Source organism: Mycobacterium sp. 20KCMC460 (assembly GCF_022179425.1).
Classification (GTDB): domain Bacteria; phylum Actinomycetota; class Actinomycetes; order Mycobacteriales; family Mycobacteriaceae; genus Mycobacterium; species Mycobacterium kiyosense.
The window spans coordinates 3,092,181-3,110,488 of sequence record NZ_AP025524.1 but is presented as its reverse complement, the minus strand read 5'-3'; the positions used below and the strand labels follow the sequence as shown (position 1 = coordinate 3,110,488).

General features: G+C 66.6%; 17 protein-coding genes, 1 tRNA gene and 1 pseudogene. 11 read left to right on the top strand and 8 right to left on the bottom strand.

The genetic code is table 11. The features are described from left to right. Nucleotides 1-78: 78 nt before the first annotated feature. The 5 genes from MKCMC460_RS14455 to MKCMC460_RS14435 all read left to right on the top strand — a co-directional run bounded on the left by MKCMC460_RS14455 (nucleotide 79) and on the right by MKCMC460_RS14435 (nucleotide 3,930). Complete coding sequence (locus MKCMC460_RS14455) at nucleotides 79-420, top strand: FeoA family protein (RefSeq protein ID WP_236974990.1); 342 nt, start codon at nucleotides 79-81, stop codon at nucleotides 418-420. Further along, the gene (locus MKCMC460_RS14450; protein WP_236974992.1) at nucleotides 417-2,357 is read left to right on the top strand and encodes a ferrous iron transporter B; all 1,941 of its coding nucleotides are present in this window, start codon (nucleotides 417-419) and stop codon (nucleotides 2,355-2,357) included. The genes MKCMC460_RS14455 and MKCMC460_RS14450 overlap by 4 nt, the downstream gene beginning before the upstream one ends. Before the next feature lie 2 nt (nucleotides 2,358-2,359). Continuing rightward, nucleotides 2,360-2,911, top strand: coding sequence for a NifU family protein (locus MKCMC460_RS14445; protein WP_236974995.1), 552 nt, complete (start codon nucleotides 2,360-2,362; stop codon nucleotides 2,909-2,911). Nucleotides 2,912-3,019: 108 nt separating this feature from the next. Then, on the top strand, nucleotides 3,020-3,361 hold the full coding sequence (locus MKCMC460_RS14440) for a DUF3253 domain-containing protein (protein ID WP_236974997.1): 342 nt from the start codon (nucleotides 3,020-3,022) through the stop codon (nucleotides 3,359-3,361). A gap of 20 nt (nucleotides 3,362-3,381) precedes the next feature. Further along, on the top strand, nucleotides 3,382-3,930 hold the full coding sequence (locus tag MKCMC460_RS14435) for a thioredoxin family protein (RefSeq protein ID WP_236974999.1): 549 nt from the start codon (nucleotides 3,382-3,384) through the stop codon (nucleotides 3,928-3,930). Here MKCMC460_RS14435 and MKCMC460_RS14430 read toward each other — a convergent pair. Both MKCMC460_RS14430 and MKCMC460_RS14425 read right to left on the bottom strand, forming a co-directional pair. Beyond that, entirely contained in the window at nucleotides 3,917-4,729 is an 813-nt protein-coding gene (locus MKCMC460_RS14430; protein WP_236984155.1) for a ParA family protein, read from the bottom strand. The two genes, MKCMC460_RS14435 and MKCMC460_RS14430, sit on opposite strands and share 14 nt — an antisense overlap. A gap of 130 nt (nucleotides 4,730-4,859) precedes the next feature. Continuing rightward, nucleotides 4,860-5,357 carry a nitroreductase/quinone reductase family protein gene (locus tag MKCMC460_RS14425; RefSeq protein ID WP_236975001.1) on the bottom strand — a complete coding sequence of 166 codons (498 nt, stop codon included), beginning with the start codon at nucleotides 5,355-5,357 and terminating at the stop codon, nucleotides 4,860-4,862. A 151-nt stretch (nucleotides 5,358-5,508) separates the two neighbouring features. Here MKCMC460_RS14425 and MKCMC460_RS14420 point away from each other — a divergent pair, with 151 nt between their 5' ends. The 3 genes from MKCMC460_RS14420 (at nucleotide 5,509) to MKCMC460_RS14410 (ending at nucleotide 10,162) form a co-directional block, all read left to right on the top strand. Continuing rightward, nucleotides 5,509-6,714: a glycosyltransferase gene (locus MKCMC460_RS14420; RefSeq protein WP_236975003.1), complete on the top strand. Its 1,206-nt coding sequence runs from the start codon at nucleotides 5,509-5,511 to the stop codon at nucleotides 6,712-6,714. Between the two features lie 74 nt (nucleotides 6,715-6,788). Beyond that, nucleotides 6,789-9,890, top strand: a complete 3,102-nt coding sequence (locus MKCMC460_RS14415) for an adenylate/guanylate cyclase domain-containing protein (RefSeq protein WP_236975005.1) — start codon at nucleotides 6,789-6,791, stop codon at nucleotides 9,888-9,890. Between the two features lie 35 nt (nucleotides 9,891-9,925). Continuing rightward, nucleotides 9,926-10,162: a hypothetical protein gene (locus MKCMC460_RS14410; protein WP_238305933.1), complete on the top strand. Its 237-nt coding sequence runs from the start codon at nucleotides 9,926-9,928 to the stop codon at nucleotides 10,160-10,162. Nucleotides 10,163-10,190: 28 nt separating this feature from the next. On the opposite strand, the gene MKCMC460_RS14405 is transcribed toward MKCMC460_RS14410, so the two are convergent. From MKCMC460_RS14405 to MKCMC460_RS14380, 6 genes and pseudogenes are all read right to left on the bottom strand, one after another. Then, nucleotides 10,191-11,525 (bottom strand): phosphatase PAP2 family protein, encoded by a 1,335-nt coding sequence (locus MKCMC460_RS14405; protein WP_236984156.1) that lies wholly within the window; start codon nucleotides 11,523-11,525, stop codon nucleotides 10,191-10,193. Between the two features lie 192 nt (nucleotides 11,526-11,717). Next, a pseudogene (locus tag MKCMC460_RS14400) lies at nucleotides 11,718-12,490 on the bottom strand (SDR family NAD(P)-dependent oxidoreductase). A 37-nt stretch (nucleotides 12,491-12,527) separates the two neighbouring features. Further along, nucleotides 12,528-13,352, bottom strand: a complete 825-nt coding sequence (locus tag MKCMC460_RS14395; protein ID WP_238305932.1) for a mycofactocin-coupled SDR family oxidoreductase — start codon at nucleotides 13,350-13,352, stop codon at nucleotides 12,528-12,530. Nucleotides 13,353-13,359: 7 nt separating this feature from the next. Further along, nucleotides 13,360-14,352 carry a hypothetical protein gene (locus MKCMC460_RS14390; RefSeq protein WP_238306004.1) on the bottom strand — a complete coding sequence of 331 codons (993 nt, stop codon included), beginning with the start codon at nucleotides 14,350-14,352 and terminating at the stop codon, nucleotides 13,360-13,362. 71 nt (nucleotides 14,353-14,423) lie between these two features. Then, entirely contained in the window at nucleotides 14,424-15,578 is a 1,155-nt protein-coding gene (locus MKCMC460_RS14385) for a sulfotransferase (protein ID WP_238305931.1), read from the bottom strand. Nucleotides 15,579-15,581: 3 nt separating this feature from the next. Further along, nucleotides 15,582-16,469, bottom strand: coding sequence for an SDR family NAD(P)-dependent oxidoreductase (locus tag MKCMC460_RS14380; RefSeq protein ID WP_238306002.1), 888 nt, complete (start codon nucleotides 16,467-16,469; stop codon nucleotides 15,582-15,584). A gap of 100 nt (nucleotides 16,470-16,569) precedes the next feature. Between MKCMC460_RS14380 and MKCMC460_RS14375 the strand changes: the two genes are divergently transcribed. From MKCMC460_RS14375 to MKCMC460_RS14365, 3 genes are all read left to right on the top strand, one after another. Next, nucleotides 16,570-17,550: a LysR family transcriptional regulator gene (locus MKCMC460_RS14375; protein ID WP_238305930.1), complete on the top strand. Its 981-nt coding sequence runs from the start codon at nucleotides 16,570-16,572 to the stop codon at nucleotides 17,548-17,550. A 79-nt stretch (nucleotides 17,551-17,629) separates the two neighbouring features. Beyond that, nucleotides 17,630-17,863 carry a hypothetical protein gene (locus tag MKCMC460_RS14370; RefSeq protein ID WP_236975017.1) on the top strand — a complete coding sequence of 78 codons (234 nt, stop codon included), beginning with the start codon at nucleotides 17,630-17,632 and terminating at the stop codon, nucleotides 17,861-17,863. A 101-nt stretch (nucleotides 17,864-17,964) separates the two neighbouring features. After that, a tRNA-Pro gene (locus tag MKCMC460_RS14365) sits at nucleotides 17,965-18,038 on the top strand. The last annotated feature ends 270 nt before the right edge of the window (nucleotides 18,039-18,308 follow it).

The following is an 18,308-nucleotide window of genomic DNA, read 5'->3' as shown; positions in this document are numbered from 1 at the left end:
CGCCACCGCACCCTGATGCGGCTCGGCACATTTCGATAGGCTTGCCTAACTACTGTGGCGGCAATCGGAGGTGTCGGGATGACCTGGAATCGGTCGAACCGCTCGGTGCGGCCGCCGCGCGCCGATCCCGATCGGCCACCCACCTTGGCCGACCTGGCTGCCCAGACCGCCGCCCAAATCGTCGCAGTGAGCCAATCGGCACCCCCCGAAGTGCGAACCAGGCTGCGCCACTTAGGTTTTCGGCCCGGCACCAAAGTCGTCAAACTGCGCACCGCGCCGCTCGGCGACCCTGCCGTATACCGGTTGCTGGGGTACGACACCTGCCTGCGCCGGCACGAGGCGGCGTACTTGGAGGTCTCCGAAGAGGTCTCCGAAGAGGTCGCCGCAGCGGTCCCCGAGGAGATCGGCGAGCAGCCGTGACCGCGTCCTGCCACAGCGACGAAGGCACCGTCAGCGCACCGCCCAGCCTCCCCCGGATCGCGCTGGTCGGCAGCCCCAACGCCGGCAAGACCAGCGTCTTCAACCATCTGACCGGCATGCGGGCGCGTACCGGTAACTATCCCGGCGTCACCGTGGCCCGCCGGATGGGCACCGGCCGGTACCGTGACGGCGGGACGACCAGGGACTTCGTCGTGGAGGACCTGCCGGGGTGCTACAGCCTGCATCCGGTCAGTCCCGACGAGAAGGTGGTCGCCGACCTGCTGCACGGGCAACTCCCCGGCGTCGCGCCCCCCGAAGCGCTGGCGGTGGTCGTCGACGTCACCGTGCTCGAGCGGTCGCTGTCGCTGGTGGCCCAGGTGCTCGAACTCGGCGCCCCCACCATGGTGATCCTCACCATGACCGACGAACTGGCCGCCCGTGGTGGCCGATTGGACATCGAGCGGTTTGCCGCCGCGCTGGGTATCCCGGTAGTGGGCGTCATCGGAAGCCGCGGCAAAGGATTCGAACCGCTGCGAGCGCTGCTGGCCGCCCCCGACACGTGGGCCCGGATCCCCGTGCCGCCGCCGCAAGACGATGCCGAATTCAGCAGTTGGACAGCCTCGATCCTGGACGCCGGCCGTTACCGCCAACCCATCCCGGACCGTCGCAGCGCCCGCATCGACCGGGTGTTGCTGCATCCGGTATGGGGTTCGCTGGCCTTCGTCGTGGTGATGTTCGCGTTCTTCCAGACGATATTCACCGTGGCCGCTCCGGCCCAGGACCTGATCAAGCAACTCTTCGACTGGCTCGCCACGCTCATCGAGCACCACATCTCCAATACGGCGGTGGCCGGCCTGCTCGGGCACGGCATCATCGGCGGCGTGGGCGCCGTGCTGGTGTTCATCCCGCAGATCGTGTTGATGTTCCTGCTGATCTCCCTGCTGGAGAACGTCGGCTACATGACGCGCGCCGCCTTCCTGGTCGACCGCATCATGGCCACCACCGGACTCGACGGGCGGGCATTCGTGGCGATGCTGTCCTCGCTGGCCTGTGCGGTACCCGGCATCATGGCGACCCGCACGCTGCCGTCCTCGCGGGACCGCATCGCCACCTGCATGGCCGCCCCGCTGATGACGTGCTCGGCGCGGCTGCCGGTGTACATCCTGCTGATCGGGCTGCTGGTCGATCCCCGATCCCGGTGGGGTCCGGTGTCGATGCAAGGCGTCGCGATGTTCGGGATGTACGTGCTCGGCGGCATCTCGGCGATGACGACCGCCTGGCTGTTCAAGTCGGTGGTCCTCGGTGGTGATCTGCTGCCCTTCTACATGGAGATGCCGCCATACCGCTTCCCGTCGCCCAAGTCGGTGCTGCTGACGATGTGGGACTCGGCGAAGGTGTTCCTGCGCAAGGCCGGGACCATCATCCTGGGCACCTCGGTGGTGCTGTGGTTTCTGCTCAACCTGCCCACCCGCGCCGTCGAGACCGCCGGCATGGACCCGGACGCAGCCAACGCCTACGTGGTGGACCACTCGTTTGCCGCGGGCCTGGGCAAGCTGCTGGAACCGGTGTTCTCACCGCTCGGTTTCGACTGGCGCATCTGCGTGGGGCTGATCGGGGCGATGGCCGCCCGCGAGGTGTTCGTGGCCACGCTGGGCCAGATCTTCGCCACCGGCGAGACGGGCGACCTGACCGCCACCGCGCACTCGGCGGTCTTCACCTCCGGGCCGCACCAGGGGGCGCTGCTGTTCACCGCAGCTACCACCGTGGCGCTGTTGGTGTTCTTCGCCTACGCGCTGCTGTGCATGTCCACCGTGGCCACCATCCGCCGCGAGACCAATTCGTGGCGGTGGCCCCTGGTGGCGTGGGGATACCTGTTCGTCCTGGCCTGGGTCGCCGCCTTCGCCGCCCGCCATATCACCCTGTGGCTGACCGGCTGAGCGTGTCCAGACCGCTGCTGCACCCGCAGACCACCGACGACCCGCGCCTGTTGCGGTGGCTGACGAACGGGCGCCAACTGTCCGACGTACCGCCGCAGTTGAGCGCGCTGATCGACGAGGGCGTGCTGGAGCGCGCTGAGATCGGCGCCGACGAAGTACGAACCTGGTTGGGTCCCAACCGATCCTGGTCCGTCGACGGCCCGCGCGTGCGTTCGGCGCTCTTCGCGGCGCTCTCCACGGCCGAGGCCGACGAACTCACCGACGATGAGCTCCGGAATGCGATCGAGCAGATTCTGGCGCGTGAGGTCGCACCGCTCGCCGACTCGCACGGGGGCGCGATCACGGTGGTTTCGGTGCGCGACGGCACCCTCACCCTGGCGCTCGACGGGGCCTGCCTGGGCTGCCCGATGAGTGGTCGCACCCTCGGCGATCTGGTGGCGCGCAGCGTGCAAAGCCGCTACCCGCAGATCCGCGAGATCACCACCGCCCCGGCACGCCGCAGGTGGCTGCCGCTGTCGCCCAAGCGCGTGGCGCAGCGTCGCTACCCTGACTGAAGTGAAAGCGACCACTGCAACCTGTGCCGCCGCCGTGGTGCTTGCGGCGGCGGTCGCGGTGGGCGCGCCACTCGGTGCCCGGATCACCCAAAGCCTCACCGGTGCAACATGACTGAGCAGTTGCGCGCGGAACTGCGCCGCGTCGTCGACGACGGCGGCCCCGGTAGCGCCGAGGCCGAAATCGCGCTCGGCGACGGGCCCATCGAAGACCGGTTGAAGTCGGCGATCCTGGCTCTGGCCACCCGCCGCGGCCCGCAGAGCAGCATCTGCCCGTCGGATGCGGCGCGAGCGGTGGGCGGCGACAACTGGCGGGACTTGACCGACGACGCCCGCGAACTCGCGCGCGGGCTGGCGAAATCCGGTGCGGTTCAGATCACCCAGCACGGTGCGGTGCTGGACGCCGACGCAGCGTGGCGGGGCCCCATCCGCATCAGGATCACCGGCAACTGACGGACGTTAGTCTGGCGGCCATGGCTATTGAATCGACAATGCTCGAACTCGGCACTGCGGCCCCGCCGTTCACATTGCCCAACCCGGCGACCGGCGCCACGGTCAGCCTCGACGACCTGACCGGCCCGGCCCTGGTGGTCACGTTCATCTGTAACCACTGTCCCTACGTCCAGCATGTCGCCGCCGCTCTGGCCGCGCTGGGGCGCGACTTCGCCGCACAGGGCGTCGCGATGGTGGCGATCTCGAGCAACGACGTTGTCAGCTATCCGCAGGACGGCCCCGAGCAGATGGTCGAAGAGGCGCGCCGGCACGGCTGGACGTTCCCCTACCTCTACGACGAGAGTCAGGACGTCGCGCGGGCCTTCTCTGCGGCGTGCACGCCGGATACTTTCGTGTTCGACGGTGAGCGCCGCCTGGTCTACCGCGGCCAGCTCGACGACTCGCGACCCAAGAACGGCCTGCCGGTCACCGGTGCCGACGTGCGGGCGGCGGTCGACGCGGTGCTGGCCGGGCGGCCCGTCGACGCCGACCAGCGGCCGTCGATCGGGTGCGGGATCAAGTGGCGTTGAGAACCGTTGCGGCCTCGCCGCTGCGACCCAGCAGGTCGCGGACCAGAAAGTCGCGAAAGACGGGTGCCAGCCGCCGCGCGATGGGATCGTGCCGGTCGCCCAGGCGATCGCCGACCTGAAACACCTCGTTGATGACGGCGCGCCGCGGCACTTCGGCGCGGACCTCGTCGCCGAACTCCCCGTAGACGCGTTCCCGGATGGATTGTTCGATGCTGTTGCGGGTGTCGAAGCCGGACAACACCACACCAACCCACTTGAGCGGATGAGTCCGTTGAATGCGCTCTACCCGGTTACGCGCCTCGACGGCTTTACGCACTGCGTCGATCGTCGGCACGATCGGGGCGTAGGCCACGTCGGCCAGATGCATGGCGAGCGCTTCGAGCGAGCCGGTGCGGCCGCCGGTGTCGATCAGGATCAGCTCGTAACGGTCGAACACGCCGGCCGAGGCGAAGATGCCGCGCAGCAGACCGGTGTCCGGGAAACCGACCCCGGCGACCCGGGTCAGCGTTGCGCCTGCCGGCAGCAGGTCGACGTGGGGCCACTTGGTGTCGATGATCTCCTCGTCGACCCGCTTCGCGGCGTTGTCGGGGTTTCCCCAGAAGTTGATGCCGGCGTCCTCCAGCACCGAGCCCAGCCCGGTCGAATGCTGGGGCACGCCGAAGTGATTGGACAGATTCCGCTCGGGGTCCGCGTCCACCAGCAGTGTCGAGATGGCATTCCGGGAGGCCTCGCCGGCCAGCATCATCTGCCATAACGTCTTAGCCGTCCCGCCCTTGCCCGAAAGGACCGCGGCCGCCACGGCTGCCAAAATTCTCGCCTCGCCTTCCCGTTGACCGCGCCCAGCATAGCCAGCCGCTGTCGTCGCGATTGCACGCGGCGCAGCCGGGCGTAGCCGGTCGCGGCTATCGGATCAAGCGCGCAGCGCCGGCTCAGCCCGGCGTCGGTGTGAAGACTTCGATCGGTCGCACCGTCTTGAGCATCACCAGCGGGATGTGCCGGCTCGTCGACTGCTGGTAGGAAACATACGGCGGGTAGAGGTGGCTCATGTACTCCCACACGTCGTGGCGCTCGGTGGCCTCCGGTTCGCGCCAGGTGGCCTCGAACGCCTGGGTCGCGATCTGCACTCCGACGGTCTCGCCGGCGACGATGTTCAGGTACCACTCGGGGTGGGTGTCGGCGCCGCCCTTGGACGCCACGATCACGACCTCCCCACCGACGTTGCCGTAGATGAGTGGCTTGATGTAGGTCCTGCCGGACTTTCGACCGCGGTACCGGACCAGGCAGTGGGTGGTCATCGCGCGACCGCCGATAGCGCTGAGGTCGACGATATGGCCCTGGGCTCCGCCCGAGTCGAGATAGATCGCCAGGTGTTCTTTCATCCAGTCGCCGCCTTCGGCGCGAACCGCGGCGGCATCAGCGTCGCCCATCAACCATTTCCCTTCCACGATCTGTCGCTGGAGCCGACCCTAACGGTGCATCGACTTTCGGAAATGCCCGGCTCCGAGCGCCGGACACCGACTCGCCGGGCGCATCCGCTCGCCTCGGTCAGCTGCGCCCGGCCCAGTTAATCTGGCGGGCATGGCCACCGATCGAGGGGCGTTGAGCCCGGCGGCCCGTCGGCTCAAGGTTGCGGTGGTTGCTTACGGCAGCCGGGGTGACGTCGAACCGTGCGTGGCCGTCGCCCGGGAGCTACAGCGCCGTGGACACGAAGTCCGAATTGCGCTGCCTCCCAATATGATCGAGCTCGCCACGGCAACCGACCTCACTGCGGTCGACTACGGACCGGATTCGCGTGCACACCTGGACTCGGCAGCAGAGCTGGTGCGGGACTGCGGACTGTCGAATCCGGTCGCCGCGCTACCTAGGATTATCGAGCGGATCAATGCGGTCACGGCGGCAAAGACGGCGACGCTGAAGTCGGTGGCGCAGGGGGCCGACCTGATCGTGGCCGGTTTCAACGAGCAGGGGCTGGCCGGCATCGTCGCCGAGTACTACGGCGTCCCACTGGCTGCGGTGCACTACTTCCCCACCAAGGTCTTTTCGTCCTGGGGCCTGGTGGCGACCATGTCGAAGCAGGCCGAAGCCACACAGCGCCAGGCATTGGGGTTGTCCGCGGACTCCGGGGCTGCGCGAGAAATACTGGAGATTCAGGCCTACGACGAGCTCTGCCTGCCGGGGCCCGCCGCCGAATGGGTGGCACCTGGCCGCCGGCCGTTCGTCGGCGCGCTGACGCTGGCGTTGCCGACGGACACCGACGACGAGGTCATGTCCTGGATCGACGCCGGACCGGCGCCCATCTACTTCGGCTTCGGAAGCACGTCCGTCGAACCTGACACGCTGACTTGGATCACCGCGGCCGCCGGCCGCCTGGGCGGGCGCGCATTGGTGTGCAGCGGACCCAACGACCTGAACCCGACTCCGGACTCGGAGCGGGTGCGGATGGTGCGCACGGTCAACCATGCCGCGGTGCTGCCGCTCTGCCGCGCAGCCGTTCATCATGGCGGCGCCGGCACCACTGCCGCGTGTCTGCGTGCCGGGATCCCGATGCTGATTCTGTGGTCGTGGCTCGACCAGCCGCTGTGGGCCGCCGGCATTCAGAGCCTGAAAGTTGGTACCGCGCAGCCATATTCGGCTTCCGCGCTGGATTCGATTGTCGCGAACCTGAGCGAGATCCTCTCGCCGCAATACTCCGCGACCGCCCGTGCGGTCGCCGGGCAGATGACCGACGCGGCCCAGAGCATTGCTGCCGCCGCCGACCTATTGGAAACTGAGGCAGAGCTCTAGACGGTGTCTCCGGCCGTCTGCCAGGGACTTAAGCATCTGGTGCTCACCGGCCTCCGGAGTGACAAGATACTCAGGTGGACGGTCGCGACCAGAGCACATCGATCGATGCGTTGCTGGATCGGGCCGTGGCCGCACTCGACAGCGGCGACCATGCCGCGGCGACGGCACTCGCCGGTCAGGTGCTGGCCGCCGACGAAGGCAACACCGACGCCGAGGAGCTGCTCGCAGCCCCGGCGCACAGCGGCGAAATTCGGCGGCTGACAATACTTTTCGCCGATCTGGTGGACTCCACCGCGCTGTCGACCAGTGTCGAACCGGAGACCTACCGGCTGGTGGTCGGCCGGTATCGCGAACAGGTGCTTGCCGTCGTGAACCGCTTCGGCGGACACATCGGCTCGACCCACGGTGACGGCTTACTGGCCGTCTTCGGTCATCCGGTCGCCCACGAAGACGACGTGCGCCGCGCGGTGCTGGCGGGTCTGGAAATCAACCGTGCCGTCGCGAAACTCAGCGCTAGGGTGCAGGCGCGCTTCGGGTTCGAGATTCGCGCCCGGGTGGGCGTGCATCGCGGTGTGGTCTATCTGGACACGACGCAAGAAGACGTCTACGGGCTGGGCGCCAACCTTGCCGCGCGAGTCTGCGGGCTGGCGCCGCCGGGGGCGGTGGTGGTCTCCGAGGCGGTCGCACGGTTGGTTCGTGATGCGTTCGAGCTGCAGGCCCGGCCCGCGGCCCCGGTGAAGGGCGTCCAAGGCCTGATCGAGCATCACCTGGTGCTTGGCGAGCGGACCGCGCCGAACCTGGTTGCGCAGGGACCGTTCGTCGGCCGATCGCGCGAGTGGCAGCGGCTGCAAGCCAACTGGACCGAGGCGCAACAGGGTCGGTTGAGCACACCAGCAATGGTGTTCTGCGGTGAACCCGGCATCGGTAAGAGCAGGCTGGCGGCGGCCAGCGAGACGATGGTCAGGCAGTCCACCAACGCCGTGATGGAGCTGATCGGCTCACCCTTTCACACCGATGCCGGCATGCATCCGATCCGCACGCTGATCGAACGCCATTGCGGCATCAGCCGTCTCACCGATCCGGCCGAGCGCCTGGCGCTGCTCGATACCGAATTGACCAGGGTGGGCCTGGATCCCGTCCGCTTCATTCCGCTGCTGGCGCCGGTGCTGAGCATCGATCCCCAACATGGATATCGTGCCGTCACCGACGAGGGACGCGAGCTGTACGACCTGATCGCCGAGGCGGTGCAGACCTACCTATTGGCCTGGTTCGGGCGCCGGCCCGGTCTGGTGGTCGCCGAGGACGCACACTGGTTCGACACCACCAGTCTGGAAGTGCTCGGCGGCCTGCTGGAAGCGGCGCAAGGTCGGCTGCTCGTCGTCGTCACCGCGCGGCACCGGGACTGGTTACCGGAGAACTGGCCGGTCGAGGTCGTCGATCTGGAGCCCTTGACCGAGGAGGAGACCGACCGGCTGATCGTTGCCCTCAATCCGCAACTGACCCCGCAGGAGCAGGCCAGTGTCCGGTCCCGCTGCGATGGACTGCCGTTCTACATCGAGCAGGTGGTGGCCGGTATCACCGAGGTCGGTGTGCCCGAGGCGCTCTACGAACCGTTATTCGCCCGGTTGCGCGCGAGCGCGCAGGTGGTGCCGGTGGTGGAGGCGGCGGCGGTGATCGGCCGCTACGTCGATATGAGCCTGCTGCGCAGCGTGGTCGACACGGACGACGACGAGTTGCAACGCGTCGTCGACGAACTCGTGGACGCGCGGGTGCTCGAAACGTGGGACGGGGACGGTTGGCGGTTCCGTCACGAGTTGCTGCGTGAGGTGGCCGGCGAGTTGGCGCCGCCGAGCGTGCGGCGCAGACTGCACGCCCGGGTCGGCGACGCGCTGTGCAGCTTCGGCGGTGAGCCGGACTGGGGCCTGGTCGCGAATCATTACGCCCAGGCCGAGCGGTTCGACGACGCCGCATCCGCCCACCAGCAGGCATCGGCTGCCGCGCGGCGCCGCGGTGCCCTCGCGGAGGCGCGCGCTCATCTCAGCCAGGCGCTCACCCAGCTTGACCGGTGTCCACCCAATCCCGATCGTGACCGCCGCGAGATCGCGCTGCGATTGGGGCGAGGATTTCTTGCCGGCAGCGCCGTCAGTCCGTCGAGTCCCGTTGTCGCGCCGGACTTGGAGCGCTGCCTGGCGTTGGTCGGCGCGGAGGTGCCGACCAACGACCGCGGCCGCACCTCCACCGCGCAGGAACTTTTCGCCACACTGGGGGTGCTGACCGGCTACTACACTGCCCGGGCGGATCTGGCCCGGGCTAATCAGGCGCTTGAGCTGCTGCGGGCAGCCCTGGAGCAGTGGCGGCCCGGCTTCTGGCCGAGAATCGGCGCGTGGGCCGGGGTGCTGGCGTTTCTGCGTGGCGAATTCGACAGTGCCCGAACGAATTTGGAGCTGGCCACCGGACGCGGCGCAACCGATGACCGCGAGACCGAGACAGTCGGCTTTCTGCCCATCGACCCGATCGTTGCGGCCCATATCCACTTGGCGCTGGTGCGACTGGTGCAGGGCGACCTCGAAGCCGCCGAGACCGAACTCGCCCATGCGGCGTCGCGGGTCGAGGGAATGGGATTCCCGCAAGGCCCGTACAGCCTGGCCTACCTGAGGTTCGCCCAGGTCTGGGTGCACATCGAGGCCGGCCAACACGAGCGCGCCTCCGCATTGGCGGTCGACATGGTCGACGACGCTGCCCGGCATGGCTTCGACCAATGGCGGCTCCGTGGCACCATCCAGCACGCCGTCGCGAACGGATTCACCGAGCGCGCCGCAGCAGCGGTCGGCACCGACCGCATCCGGCAGGTCAGCGGTTTGGTCGACGAACTGCGCGCCGCCGACCTCGGTGTCTACCTGCCTTTTTTCGAGGGCATGCTGGCGCGGCTGATGATCGCCGCTGGACAACTCGACCGCGCGGGCGCTCGGCTCGACGCCGCGTTGGAGTTGGCGCGCGACACCGGAATGACGTTTTACGACTCCGAATTGTTGAGGCTCCGCGCGCAGACGCGCACCGACCCGGCCGCCCGTGAATCCGACCTGAGTCGCGCCCTCGATTTGGCGCGCGGTCAGGGCGCGCGCCTTTTCGAGTTACGTTGCGCTGCAACTGCCGCCTCGACCCAGCCAGCATCCTGAGCCGCGCGGCGCTATCGTCGTATCGGGACCGCGCAATGTCCCGCGCTGAGGAGGCGATCATCATTGCACTCAAGATGGGGCTGGCAGGGGTGCTGGGAACGCTGCTGATGCTGTTCGCGCCCGCGGCTCAAGCCGATCCCCCCGGCCCCGGTGTTCCCTGCCAGGCCGACGCCTGTCAACCGCCGCGTCCCACCTGGAATCCCGATCACCAGCGCGGGGTGCTGGGGTGTATTCGAGGCGCCTGCATCCCGAAACCGAATGGATATTCCTAAGCGCGACAATTCCTAAGCGCGACAATTCCTAAGCGCGACTGGGTTCCGTCTCGGGTCCGAAAGTGGGCTCGGTAGGCATCATGGCCGCCGCGAAGCTGCCACGAACAGACGCTGTCGACGACGCACCCGCGCGGGCGAAGAACGTCGCGTAGAAGGCGGCGATGAAAACGGCGAGCGCGCCGATGATCAGCGGCCCGGTGAGCAGTGGATGGCGTGCCATGGCCTCGGCCAGGTAGCGGCAGGCCAGCAAGAGCACCGCCAAGAACGTTCCCCCGGCGAGGATCAACGACGTTCGTGACCAGATCCGGCCGCGCAACGGTTCGCGCAGCACCGCTTCCACCGTCAGACACAGCACCGTTCCCGCCACCAGGTCGACGCCGTAGTGGTATCCGAAGCCGAGGGTCGCCGCGATGGTGCAGCCCAGCCAGGTGGTACCGCCAGTGCGCAGCCAACGTGGTCCACCGCGGGAATGGAGAAAGACCGCCATTGCCCACGCCGTGTGCATGGACGGCATGCAGTTGCGTGGAGTTTGGCTGTCGAAGCCAACGGCTCTGGGCGACAGATCAATTGGCGGCAGCGCATGGGGCCAGTAGTTGCCCACCTGAAAGCCTCCGCCGGCCCCGCCGAACGCGAACTCGGGGCCGACCAACGGGAACAGCACGTAGATCACCGGGCCGATCAATCCCAGTACCAGGAAGGTCGGCACCAGGAAGTGCCGCGGCCAGCCCTCGGCGGAGACGTTGCGCAACTGATAGACCGCGACCACCAGCGCCGCCAGCGGCAACTCGATGTACACCCAGTGCAGGCCGCCGCCGAGGACCGGCCCGCCGGCGTGGATCAGCCGGCCGAACAACCAAGATGGCTGTGCCAGCGCGTGATCGGCTAGCAGGGCGTATTCGTCGAAGACCTTCGGTCGCGTCAGCGCGGTGATCCGCAACCAAGCGTCGCCGACTTTGGTCGCGATGATGAGCAGCAGACCGAATGCGACGCCCCGATAAGCGGTGGTGGACTCACCCTTGACCCAGCGCCAGGCTCCGGTCAGAGCCAGCGCGGTGAGCACGATCAACGGTCCGTTGCCGAACGTCAGTACGTGGTTCTGCAGGACTCGGGTCGTGGCGAAAACAAGGTCCAGGGCCAGGGCCACCGACAGCGCGACCATTCGCGACCGGTTGGCCAGCCCGGCCATGGCCAGCCCCAACCCGACCCACGGCACCGTGGCCGACTTCGGTGTGGCGACGTAGTCGCTGATCAGGCTGTGTAGCGGACCCTGGAAGCCGAACCTGTGCGCTGCGACTTGCAGCACGACGAGCACTACGACGATCGCTGCGACGGCCAGCGACGGCCAGGTACGGCTCAGTGGCACCCCGGCCGGTCGTGGTTCGTCGGTGAACACCCGAGAAATTTTAGGTGTCTTCAGGGCGTCAGAGGCAAGAATTCCTCAGGATGGCCTACCCGGTGTGTCGGCAGGACGCTTACCCGTCGGCGCCGAAGTCGTAGCACCGCGCCATCACGCTGGTAGCCCTACCCCATCGTGTCTGATCCCGGCAAGTCTTCCCTACTGGCGCATGTGGGCGGCGCCGCCGATGTACCAGCATTGCCCGTTGATCCACTCCGCCTCGTCCGATAACAGGAAGGTCGTTATGGCGGCGAGATCGGACGGCTGACCGATGCGGGTGGTCCTGGCCGCGGCGATGAACATCTCTTGCAGAGAATGAAGACCAGCACGTTCCTGTGTTTCGCCCCAGACGAGACCCGGCATGACGCAGTTGCTCCGGACCCCGTGCTTGCGTAGTTGTTTGCGACGTGGCGGGTCAACTGGTTGACCGCTGCCTTTGCGGCGTTGTAGGCGACATGCATTGGGTCGCCGGTGCCAAGCGATCCGCCCGACGAGGTGTTGACGATGCTGCCGGTGCCCTGCTCGATCAGATGCGGCAGCACCGCGCGGATGGTTCGGACGTAGCCGAGCAGATCTACCTCGAGCGTGCGTCGCCAGATATCCATACTGGTGTCGAGCACGGTGAAGTCGCTGCCGTTGACTTCGGCGGACAGATCCGCGCCGACGTTGAACAACCCGTGCAGCGAATCGAATTCGCTGAGCGTCTGCTGCACCAACTGCGCCACGGAGGCTTCGTCGGCCAAGTCGAATTCGACGGCGATGGCGCGGCCATCGAGGGCGTTCAGCGCCTCGGCCGTTCGCGTCGCGCCGGCAAAATTGATGTCGCCGACGACGACATTTGCGCCTTCTTCGGCGAGCCGTCGTGCTGTTCCGGCTCCGATCCCGGTGGCACCCCCGGCGACGATGAACGTCTTGTCGGCTAAGCCGCGCATGGAACTCCTTCAGTCGTGAGGTGGCTGGTCCGGACGGTCAGCAATTAGCCACCCCGATGTCGACTGAAATCGCGGCTGCGGTAACGAATTTCGACTGCTCCGATGCCAGCCATGCGACGGCGTCGGCGATGTCTTCGGGCTGCGCGATCCCCTGTGGCAACAGCGGTGTGTGCAGATTTGCAAGGTGGGGGTTCGTCTCTCGCGCCGCTGTCAGCGCCTCGATCAATCCCCCGGTGGTCACCATGGGGCTGGCCACTGAACCGGGGTGCACGCTGTTCACCCGGATGTTGTGCATGCCGAGTTCGGCTGCGAAACCCTTTGCCATGCCGGTGATTGCGTGCTTGCTCGCGGTGTAGTGAACCATGAACGCCTGCATCTTCACACCGGCCGCGGATCCGATGAGGATGATCGATCCGCCTTGCCCGCCCCGGATGATGTGCGGAGCGCCGGCCATGACCGTGTTCCAGGTGCCCGTGACGTTCGTTTCGATGGTGTCGCGGAAGGCCGCAGCGGTGATCTGATCCCATGGCGCGGGCGTACATATCCCGGCGTTGGCCACGATGACGTCGAGGCGGCCCAGTTCGGCAACGGCTCGGTCGACGGCGGCGGTGAGTGCGTCCAGATCGCGAATATCGTTGGCGGCCTGAATAACCCGCCGACCGTTGGCTTTCACCAGACGCGCCGTTTCGGCCAGGTCGTCGGGGGTGGGCGATGCGTAGCGAACGCTCGGCGGAAGCGGCCCCGCGATATCGACGGCAATGATGTCGGCGCCGTCGGCACTCAACCGTTGGGCGTGCGCACGGCCTTGACCGCGTGCGGCGCCGGTGACAAGTGCCACTTTCCCGGCCAGATCTGTGCCCATCAGATGCCTAACCGCGTTCGATCTTGTCGAGCGGGTTGGACCGCTCGAGCATGCCGTATGTCTGTTCGGTGTCCCAGCGATAACGCACGCCCGCTTGCTGCAGCGCGGGGAAGCTGGGCATCTCCTTCTTGAGCGCGTGCATCGAGTACATGTCATCGTCGTGGTGGATGTCGTGGGTGGAAAAGACCGTTTCCCCCTCGATGTGCACTGTGCCGTCGGCGGTTTCCAGAACCAGTGACACGTCTTCACCCGCGGCCTGCAATCTGGTCAGCCATGGAGCCGCGACCACGCGCGCCGGGACGAGTGGACCGTCACCGCTGAACAGGTACCCCTCGTTGAATGTGGGTTGACCATCAGGGCGCGGCGGATAGGCGATGTATCCAAACGCCCTGCCGCTGGGAAAGACCGCCGATTGCCAGCTGTGCCCCCAGAACCCGGCGAGCCTACGCACGCCCTGACGACGGATGCGCAATCCGCTGCCGGTGAAGGCTTTGCGTTCGCCGCCGTCGATGGTGACCGAACCGGTTGCGGTGTAGAGCTGCTCGTAGCGCGAACCTCCCATCAGGTCACCTTCGACCGACGTCTTGAGCCGCTCGCCGGCATCGGTCCGCAGGCTGCCCTGGACCCACGGCGGAACAGCCATCGTCGCCTCGACGTTGAATTCGACGTCGATCATGGGTCCGTCCTTGCGTCCGGCGACAAGATCTTGTGACGTGGTCTGCAGCGCCTTGCCCCGGTAGGTCATCGTCCACACGGAAAATGGCTCGACGCAACGGAAAACGAGCCCGCCGGCGCCCAGTATGGTGGGCTTGCCTTCCGGTCCGGTCGCGGGCAACGAGTTCGCGTTGGTGCGTAGCCGGTACACCCGCCCGTCGGGGTAGGCGAGATTGACCTGAATGTCGTGCGCGTCCCAATTCGCGGCGACCGCCTCGATACCGATGCGCGGCAGTCCCACCTGGCCGCGGTCGTCGACGGTCCAAAAGCTCACCGAGTCGCGCATTTCCGGGTTGTCGGGACGCTGCTCGAACACGTACTCGCAAATCGGATCGATACCGCCGGTTAAGTCGACTGTCATTCGTTAGCCTGCCTTTCGGTGGTGTCGTGGTTCGTCCACCGCGCCGCAGCGTCGACGTAGGCCGCGAAGAGTGGACGCACGGTGTCAAGGTCGATGCCGAATTCGGTGGGGTCGGCGCGGTGGCTGGGCTCACGTTCGGCCGCGGCGTGCGTCCACCAGCTGTGCATGCGGGCGGTGAACTCTTCGTTCACCGGTTCGCCCAGCCAGTGGTAGAGCCTGCCGACCTCGCCGACGGGATCGGCCTGCATGGCACGAAAGTCGATGTCGTAGCAGCGTTTATCGGCACCGGCACGGCGGAACTGTAGAGTCCGCTGCATTCCCAGCGACCAGTGCTCGACGTTCAATCGACCGATGTAGGGCCGGTCGATGTCATCGGTGAACGATCCGACGATGTCGGCGTACAACTCGGCCACCGACAGGATCACATCCGTGGGGTCACGGTGGGTCATGACATACCGGGCGTCCGGGAACACCGAGTCGAGCGCCTCGAGCCACAACACGTGTGAGGGACATTTCAACCGCCAGGGCCGGGCGGGCTCGCCCCACTGCAGCAACTTCAGCACGCGGCGTTGGTACTGCAGTGTCGACGTCAGGTCGGCATCCTCCACCAGCCACCGCGAGTAGGACGGAACCTGGGCGAACGACTGAAAGATGTGGGAGGCGAAACTCAGCGCCATCAGTTCGTGGCACTCCATCGGGCCGTGCGTATCGCCGGGCACGTGGTAGCGGGTGCCGATCATCTCGCCCTTGTCCTTGGGAACGCGTGGGTCGGCGCCCTGCACGGTTGACGGCGGTGGGCAGGGTTGCGCCGACTCCCACCGCCGCAGATAACGCACCGCGGGGTCCTGTGCGAGCAGCATGGACAGCGCCGTCGAACCCGTGCGGGGTAGGCCGAGCCCGATCAGGGGCGCCTGGCAGGGCACCTCGTCGATCTCGGGGTGACGCCGATACCAGTCCTCCACCTGCAGTCGCTGCCCGAGATAGCCCACAATGCGCTGGGTGATGAACGCCTCACCGCGGGAATTCAGTCGAGCCTCGTCACGCAGCGCGGCGAGCAATATCGACAGACCCTCTTCGTAGGACTCGTCGCCGAAGTCCCGCAGCCCAGTTCGAGCAATTGCGGCGTCCTGTATCTCGCTGAGCGACAGCATGTTTCAGCCCATCCACTGTCCGCCGGCAACATCGATGGTCTGTCCGCACATGTAACTGGCCGCTTCTGAAGCCAAGAACACAACCATGTTGGCGGCCTCTTCGGGTAGCGAGGCCCGACCCAGCTGAACCTGGGTGGTGATCGCTTCCAGGATTGCGCCACGCCCGGCATGGTGCGCCGGGGTCTGCGGATCGAACAGATACTGTTTCATCTGTTCTTTGATCATGATGCCGGGTGCTACGCAGAACACGTTGACTCCGCGCAGCGCCACCTCGTGCGCGAGATTTCGGGTGAACCCGATGACGCCTGCCTTGCAGGCGTTGTACGCGACCAGGCCGCGCTGTTGGATCCGCCCACCGACCGACCCGATGTTGATGATCGTCCCGGATCCCTGCGGCAACAGGTACTGCAGCGCGGCGTGCGCGCCGTACATCATCATGGTGAGGCTGCCCAGGACCGTGAGGTCGATGTCGGCTTTCGTCTGCGTCTCGAAGGGTCCGGCAGCGACCATGACGGGGTTGTTGATCATGATGTCCAGGCCGCCGAGCTTCTCGTGCGCCTCACCGACCGCGCGGTGTATCTGATCCCAATCCGACATGTCTGCCCGAACCGGCACGGTGTTGACTCCCCACCGCTGCGCGATCTCCTCGGCTCGGCGCTGTAGCGGCTCCAAAGTCCGACCGACCAGAGCGATGTCCGCGCCGGATCCAGCCAGACGATTGGCGATCGCGTGTCCCAAGCCATCGCCGCCGGCGCCGGTGCAGAACGCTTTCTTCCCGGTCAGGTCCATCAGTTCGGTCACGCGCTTGCCGACGATGTGGGTCGGCAACTTGTCGAGATTCAGTGCGGCAACTGCCTCTGCATCGTCTACCGTCACGAGCGCTCCTTCGATCGGCTTGATGGCGACGATATGGCCCTGGTACGCAGCTGCGGTAATACCGATTGCGGTGTTCAGTCATGCCTTTTCTCGATGGCTGGTATACGTCTGATATATGGACACGCACCGGTTGAAGTACTTCCTGCGCATCGCGGAGGAAGGGTCGATCACGCGTGCAGCCGAACTGCTGGGCATCGCGCAGCCCGCACTGAGCCGCCAGCTGCAGCTACTCGAAGAAGACCTGGGTGTCGAGTTGTTTCGGCGCACCCGCCGCGGCGTCCAGTTGACCGACGCAGGCGAACGTTTACGCGCCGCGACGGCGGCGCCGCTGCGTCAGCTGGATCTAGCCGTCAAATACGCTGCGTCGCCCTTGGCACGGCTCAAACGCAACATGCTGCTCGGCCTACCGGAGACGGCAATTGACGTTCTCGCCGCCCCGCTGATCGGCAGTCTCAGCGCGGCATTCCCCAACGCCGTGTTCTCGATAACCGCCGGCAGCACTGACCATCTCGTCGAAGCCATGCTGAGGGGAAGCGTCGACGTCGCATTGATCAATCCGGTACCCGACGACAGGGTGTTCTACCGCGCGCTGGTTGAAGAAGAGCTGGTTGTCGTGGGCGGCCCGCAATCACATCTGCAGGCCGACCAGGCGGTTACGTTCGAAGAGCTCGCGACCTTGCCCCTGGTGATCCCCCGCTCCCCGACCGGCATCGGTGCAATTCTCGAGAACGCCGCTCTGCGAACGAAAGTCAAAGTGAGCTACCGAGCATCCAGCGACTCCGTCGCGGTCGCCAAAGCACTCATTGCGGCGGGTACGGCTTACGGGGTGTTGCCTCTGTCCGCGTGCAACCACGACATCGGTATCGGACGATTGCGTTATGCGCCATGCGATCCCGTCCTCAACCAGCAACTGGGAGTAGCCGCGACGACGCGCCTGGAGCTACCCCGAGAACTCACCGCGAAGATCGGCGAAGTGCTACGCGAGGAGACCGCCGACCTCATTCGGTCCGGCCGGTGGCCGGCGCGGTTGCTGGCGCCGCAACGGTGGGACCCCAACGTCCCGGACTCTTCGACCACCTCGGGAGCCGACGCGTAGGTCCCGGACTGCTCTTTCGGCCCGGTGCGGCGCCTGGCGACACCCGATCGTCTGGGCGCCAAGCTTTAAGGTGGGCGGCATGAGCGAACGCCCATACCTGCGCCTGGTAACGGAACCGGTGTCGCGTCCCGATCTGCGTCACGCGCGACGGCGTGATGTGGTCGACTACCCTGTCTCGGATTCCGCTCGGTACCAACTGCCCGCCTACCAAGTCCTGCGCAACGCGACCGACCAGCCCATCAGCTGGGCCCAGCAAAACGTCGTGAGTCCTGCCGCAGCAGCATTGGCGCGGGAGGCGCTCGGCGGAAGTTGAAAGCTGTCGGCGCCTGCGGGCACATTCAGAGCCGTTTCGGAGACCGCGACGAACCTGATGTATGGTTCCCTAGCGTCTGTCGTCTTGTTGCGGCAGACTCGCGGGCTGTGGCGCAGCTTGGTAGCGCACTACACTGGGGGTGTAGGGGTCGCAGGTTCAAATCCTGTCAGCCCGACCGCATCGGTCTCGGACCTCGGAATAGTGTCCAGCCTGGGGTTGCTTCGACTCCAACAGTCGTCATGTGTCCACAACGCGCCAATCTCGCCCGAGCGGGCTCACTGATGGCAGCCGCGTGGTTCGCGCTGTGCGGCCACTCCGTCTCCTGGCCGCTTGAGCCGTGCCGCTATGACTTACTCGTTTGGATCGGCGCTGCAGTACAACGCATCCAGGTCAAGACGACCACGGTGAAGCAAGCGGGTGAGTGGACCGCGTGGATTTCCAATTC

Coding starts and splice junctions, on each gene's coding strand:
- MKCMC460_RS14455 (WP_236974990.1), top strand. CDS start 79: ATGACCTGGAATCGGTCGAACCGCTCGGTGCGGCCGCCGCGCGCCGAT.
- MKCMC460_RS14440 (WP_236974997.1), top strand. CDS start 3,020: ATGACTGAGCAGTTGCGCGCGGAACTGCGCCGCGTCGTCGACGACGGC.
- MKCMC460_RS14435 (WP_236974999.1), top strand. CDS start 3,382: ATGGCTATTGAATCGACAATGCTCGAACTCGGCACTGCGGCCCCGCCG.
- MKCMC460_RS14425 (WP_236975001.1), bottom strand. CDS start 5,357: ATGGGCGACGCTGATGCCGCCGCGGTTCGCGCCGAAGGCGGCGACTGG.
- MKCMC460_RS14420 (WP_236975003.1), top strand. CDS start 5,509: ATGGCCACCGATCGAGGGGCGTTGAGCCCGGCGGCCCGTCGGCTCAAG.
- MKCMC460_RS14410 (WP_238305933.1), top strand. CDS start 9,926: ATGTCCCGCGCTGAGGAGGCGATCATCATTGCACTCAAGATGGGGCTG.
- MKCMC460_RS14395 (WP_238305932.1), bottom strand. CDS start 13,352: ATGGGCACAGATCTGGCCGGGAAAGTGGCACTTGTCACCGGCGCCGCA.
- MKCMC460_RS14390 (WP_238306004.1), bottom strand. CDS start 14,352: ATGCGCGACTCGGTGAGCTTTTGGACCGTCGACGACCGCGGCCAGGTG.
- MKCMC460_RS14385 (WP_238305931.1), bottom strand. CDS start 15,578: ATGCTGTCGCTCAGCGAGATACAGGACGCCGCAATTGCTCGAACTGGG.
- MKCMC460_RS14375 (WP_238305930.1), top strand. CDS start 16,570: ATGGACACGCACCGGTTGAAGTACTTCCTGCGCATCGCGGAGGAAGGG.
- MKCMC460_RS14370 (WP_236975017.1), top strand. CDS start 17,630: ATGAGCGAACGCCCATACCTGCGCCTGGTAACGGAACCGGTGTCGCGT.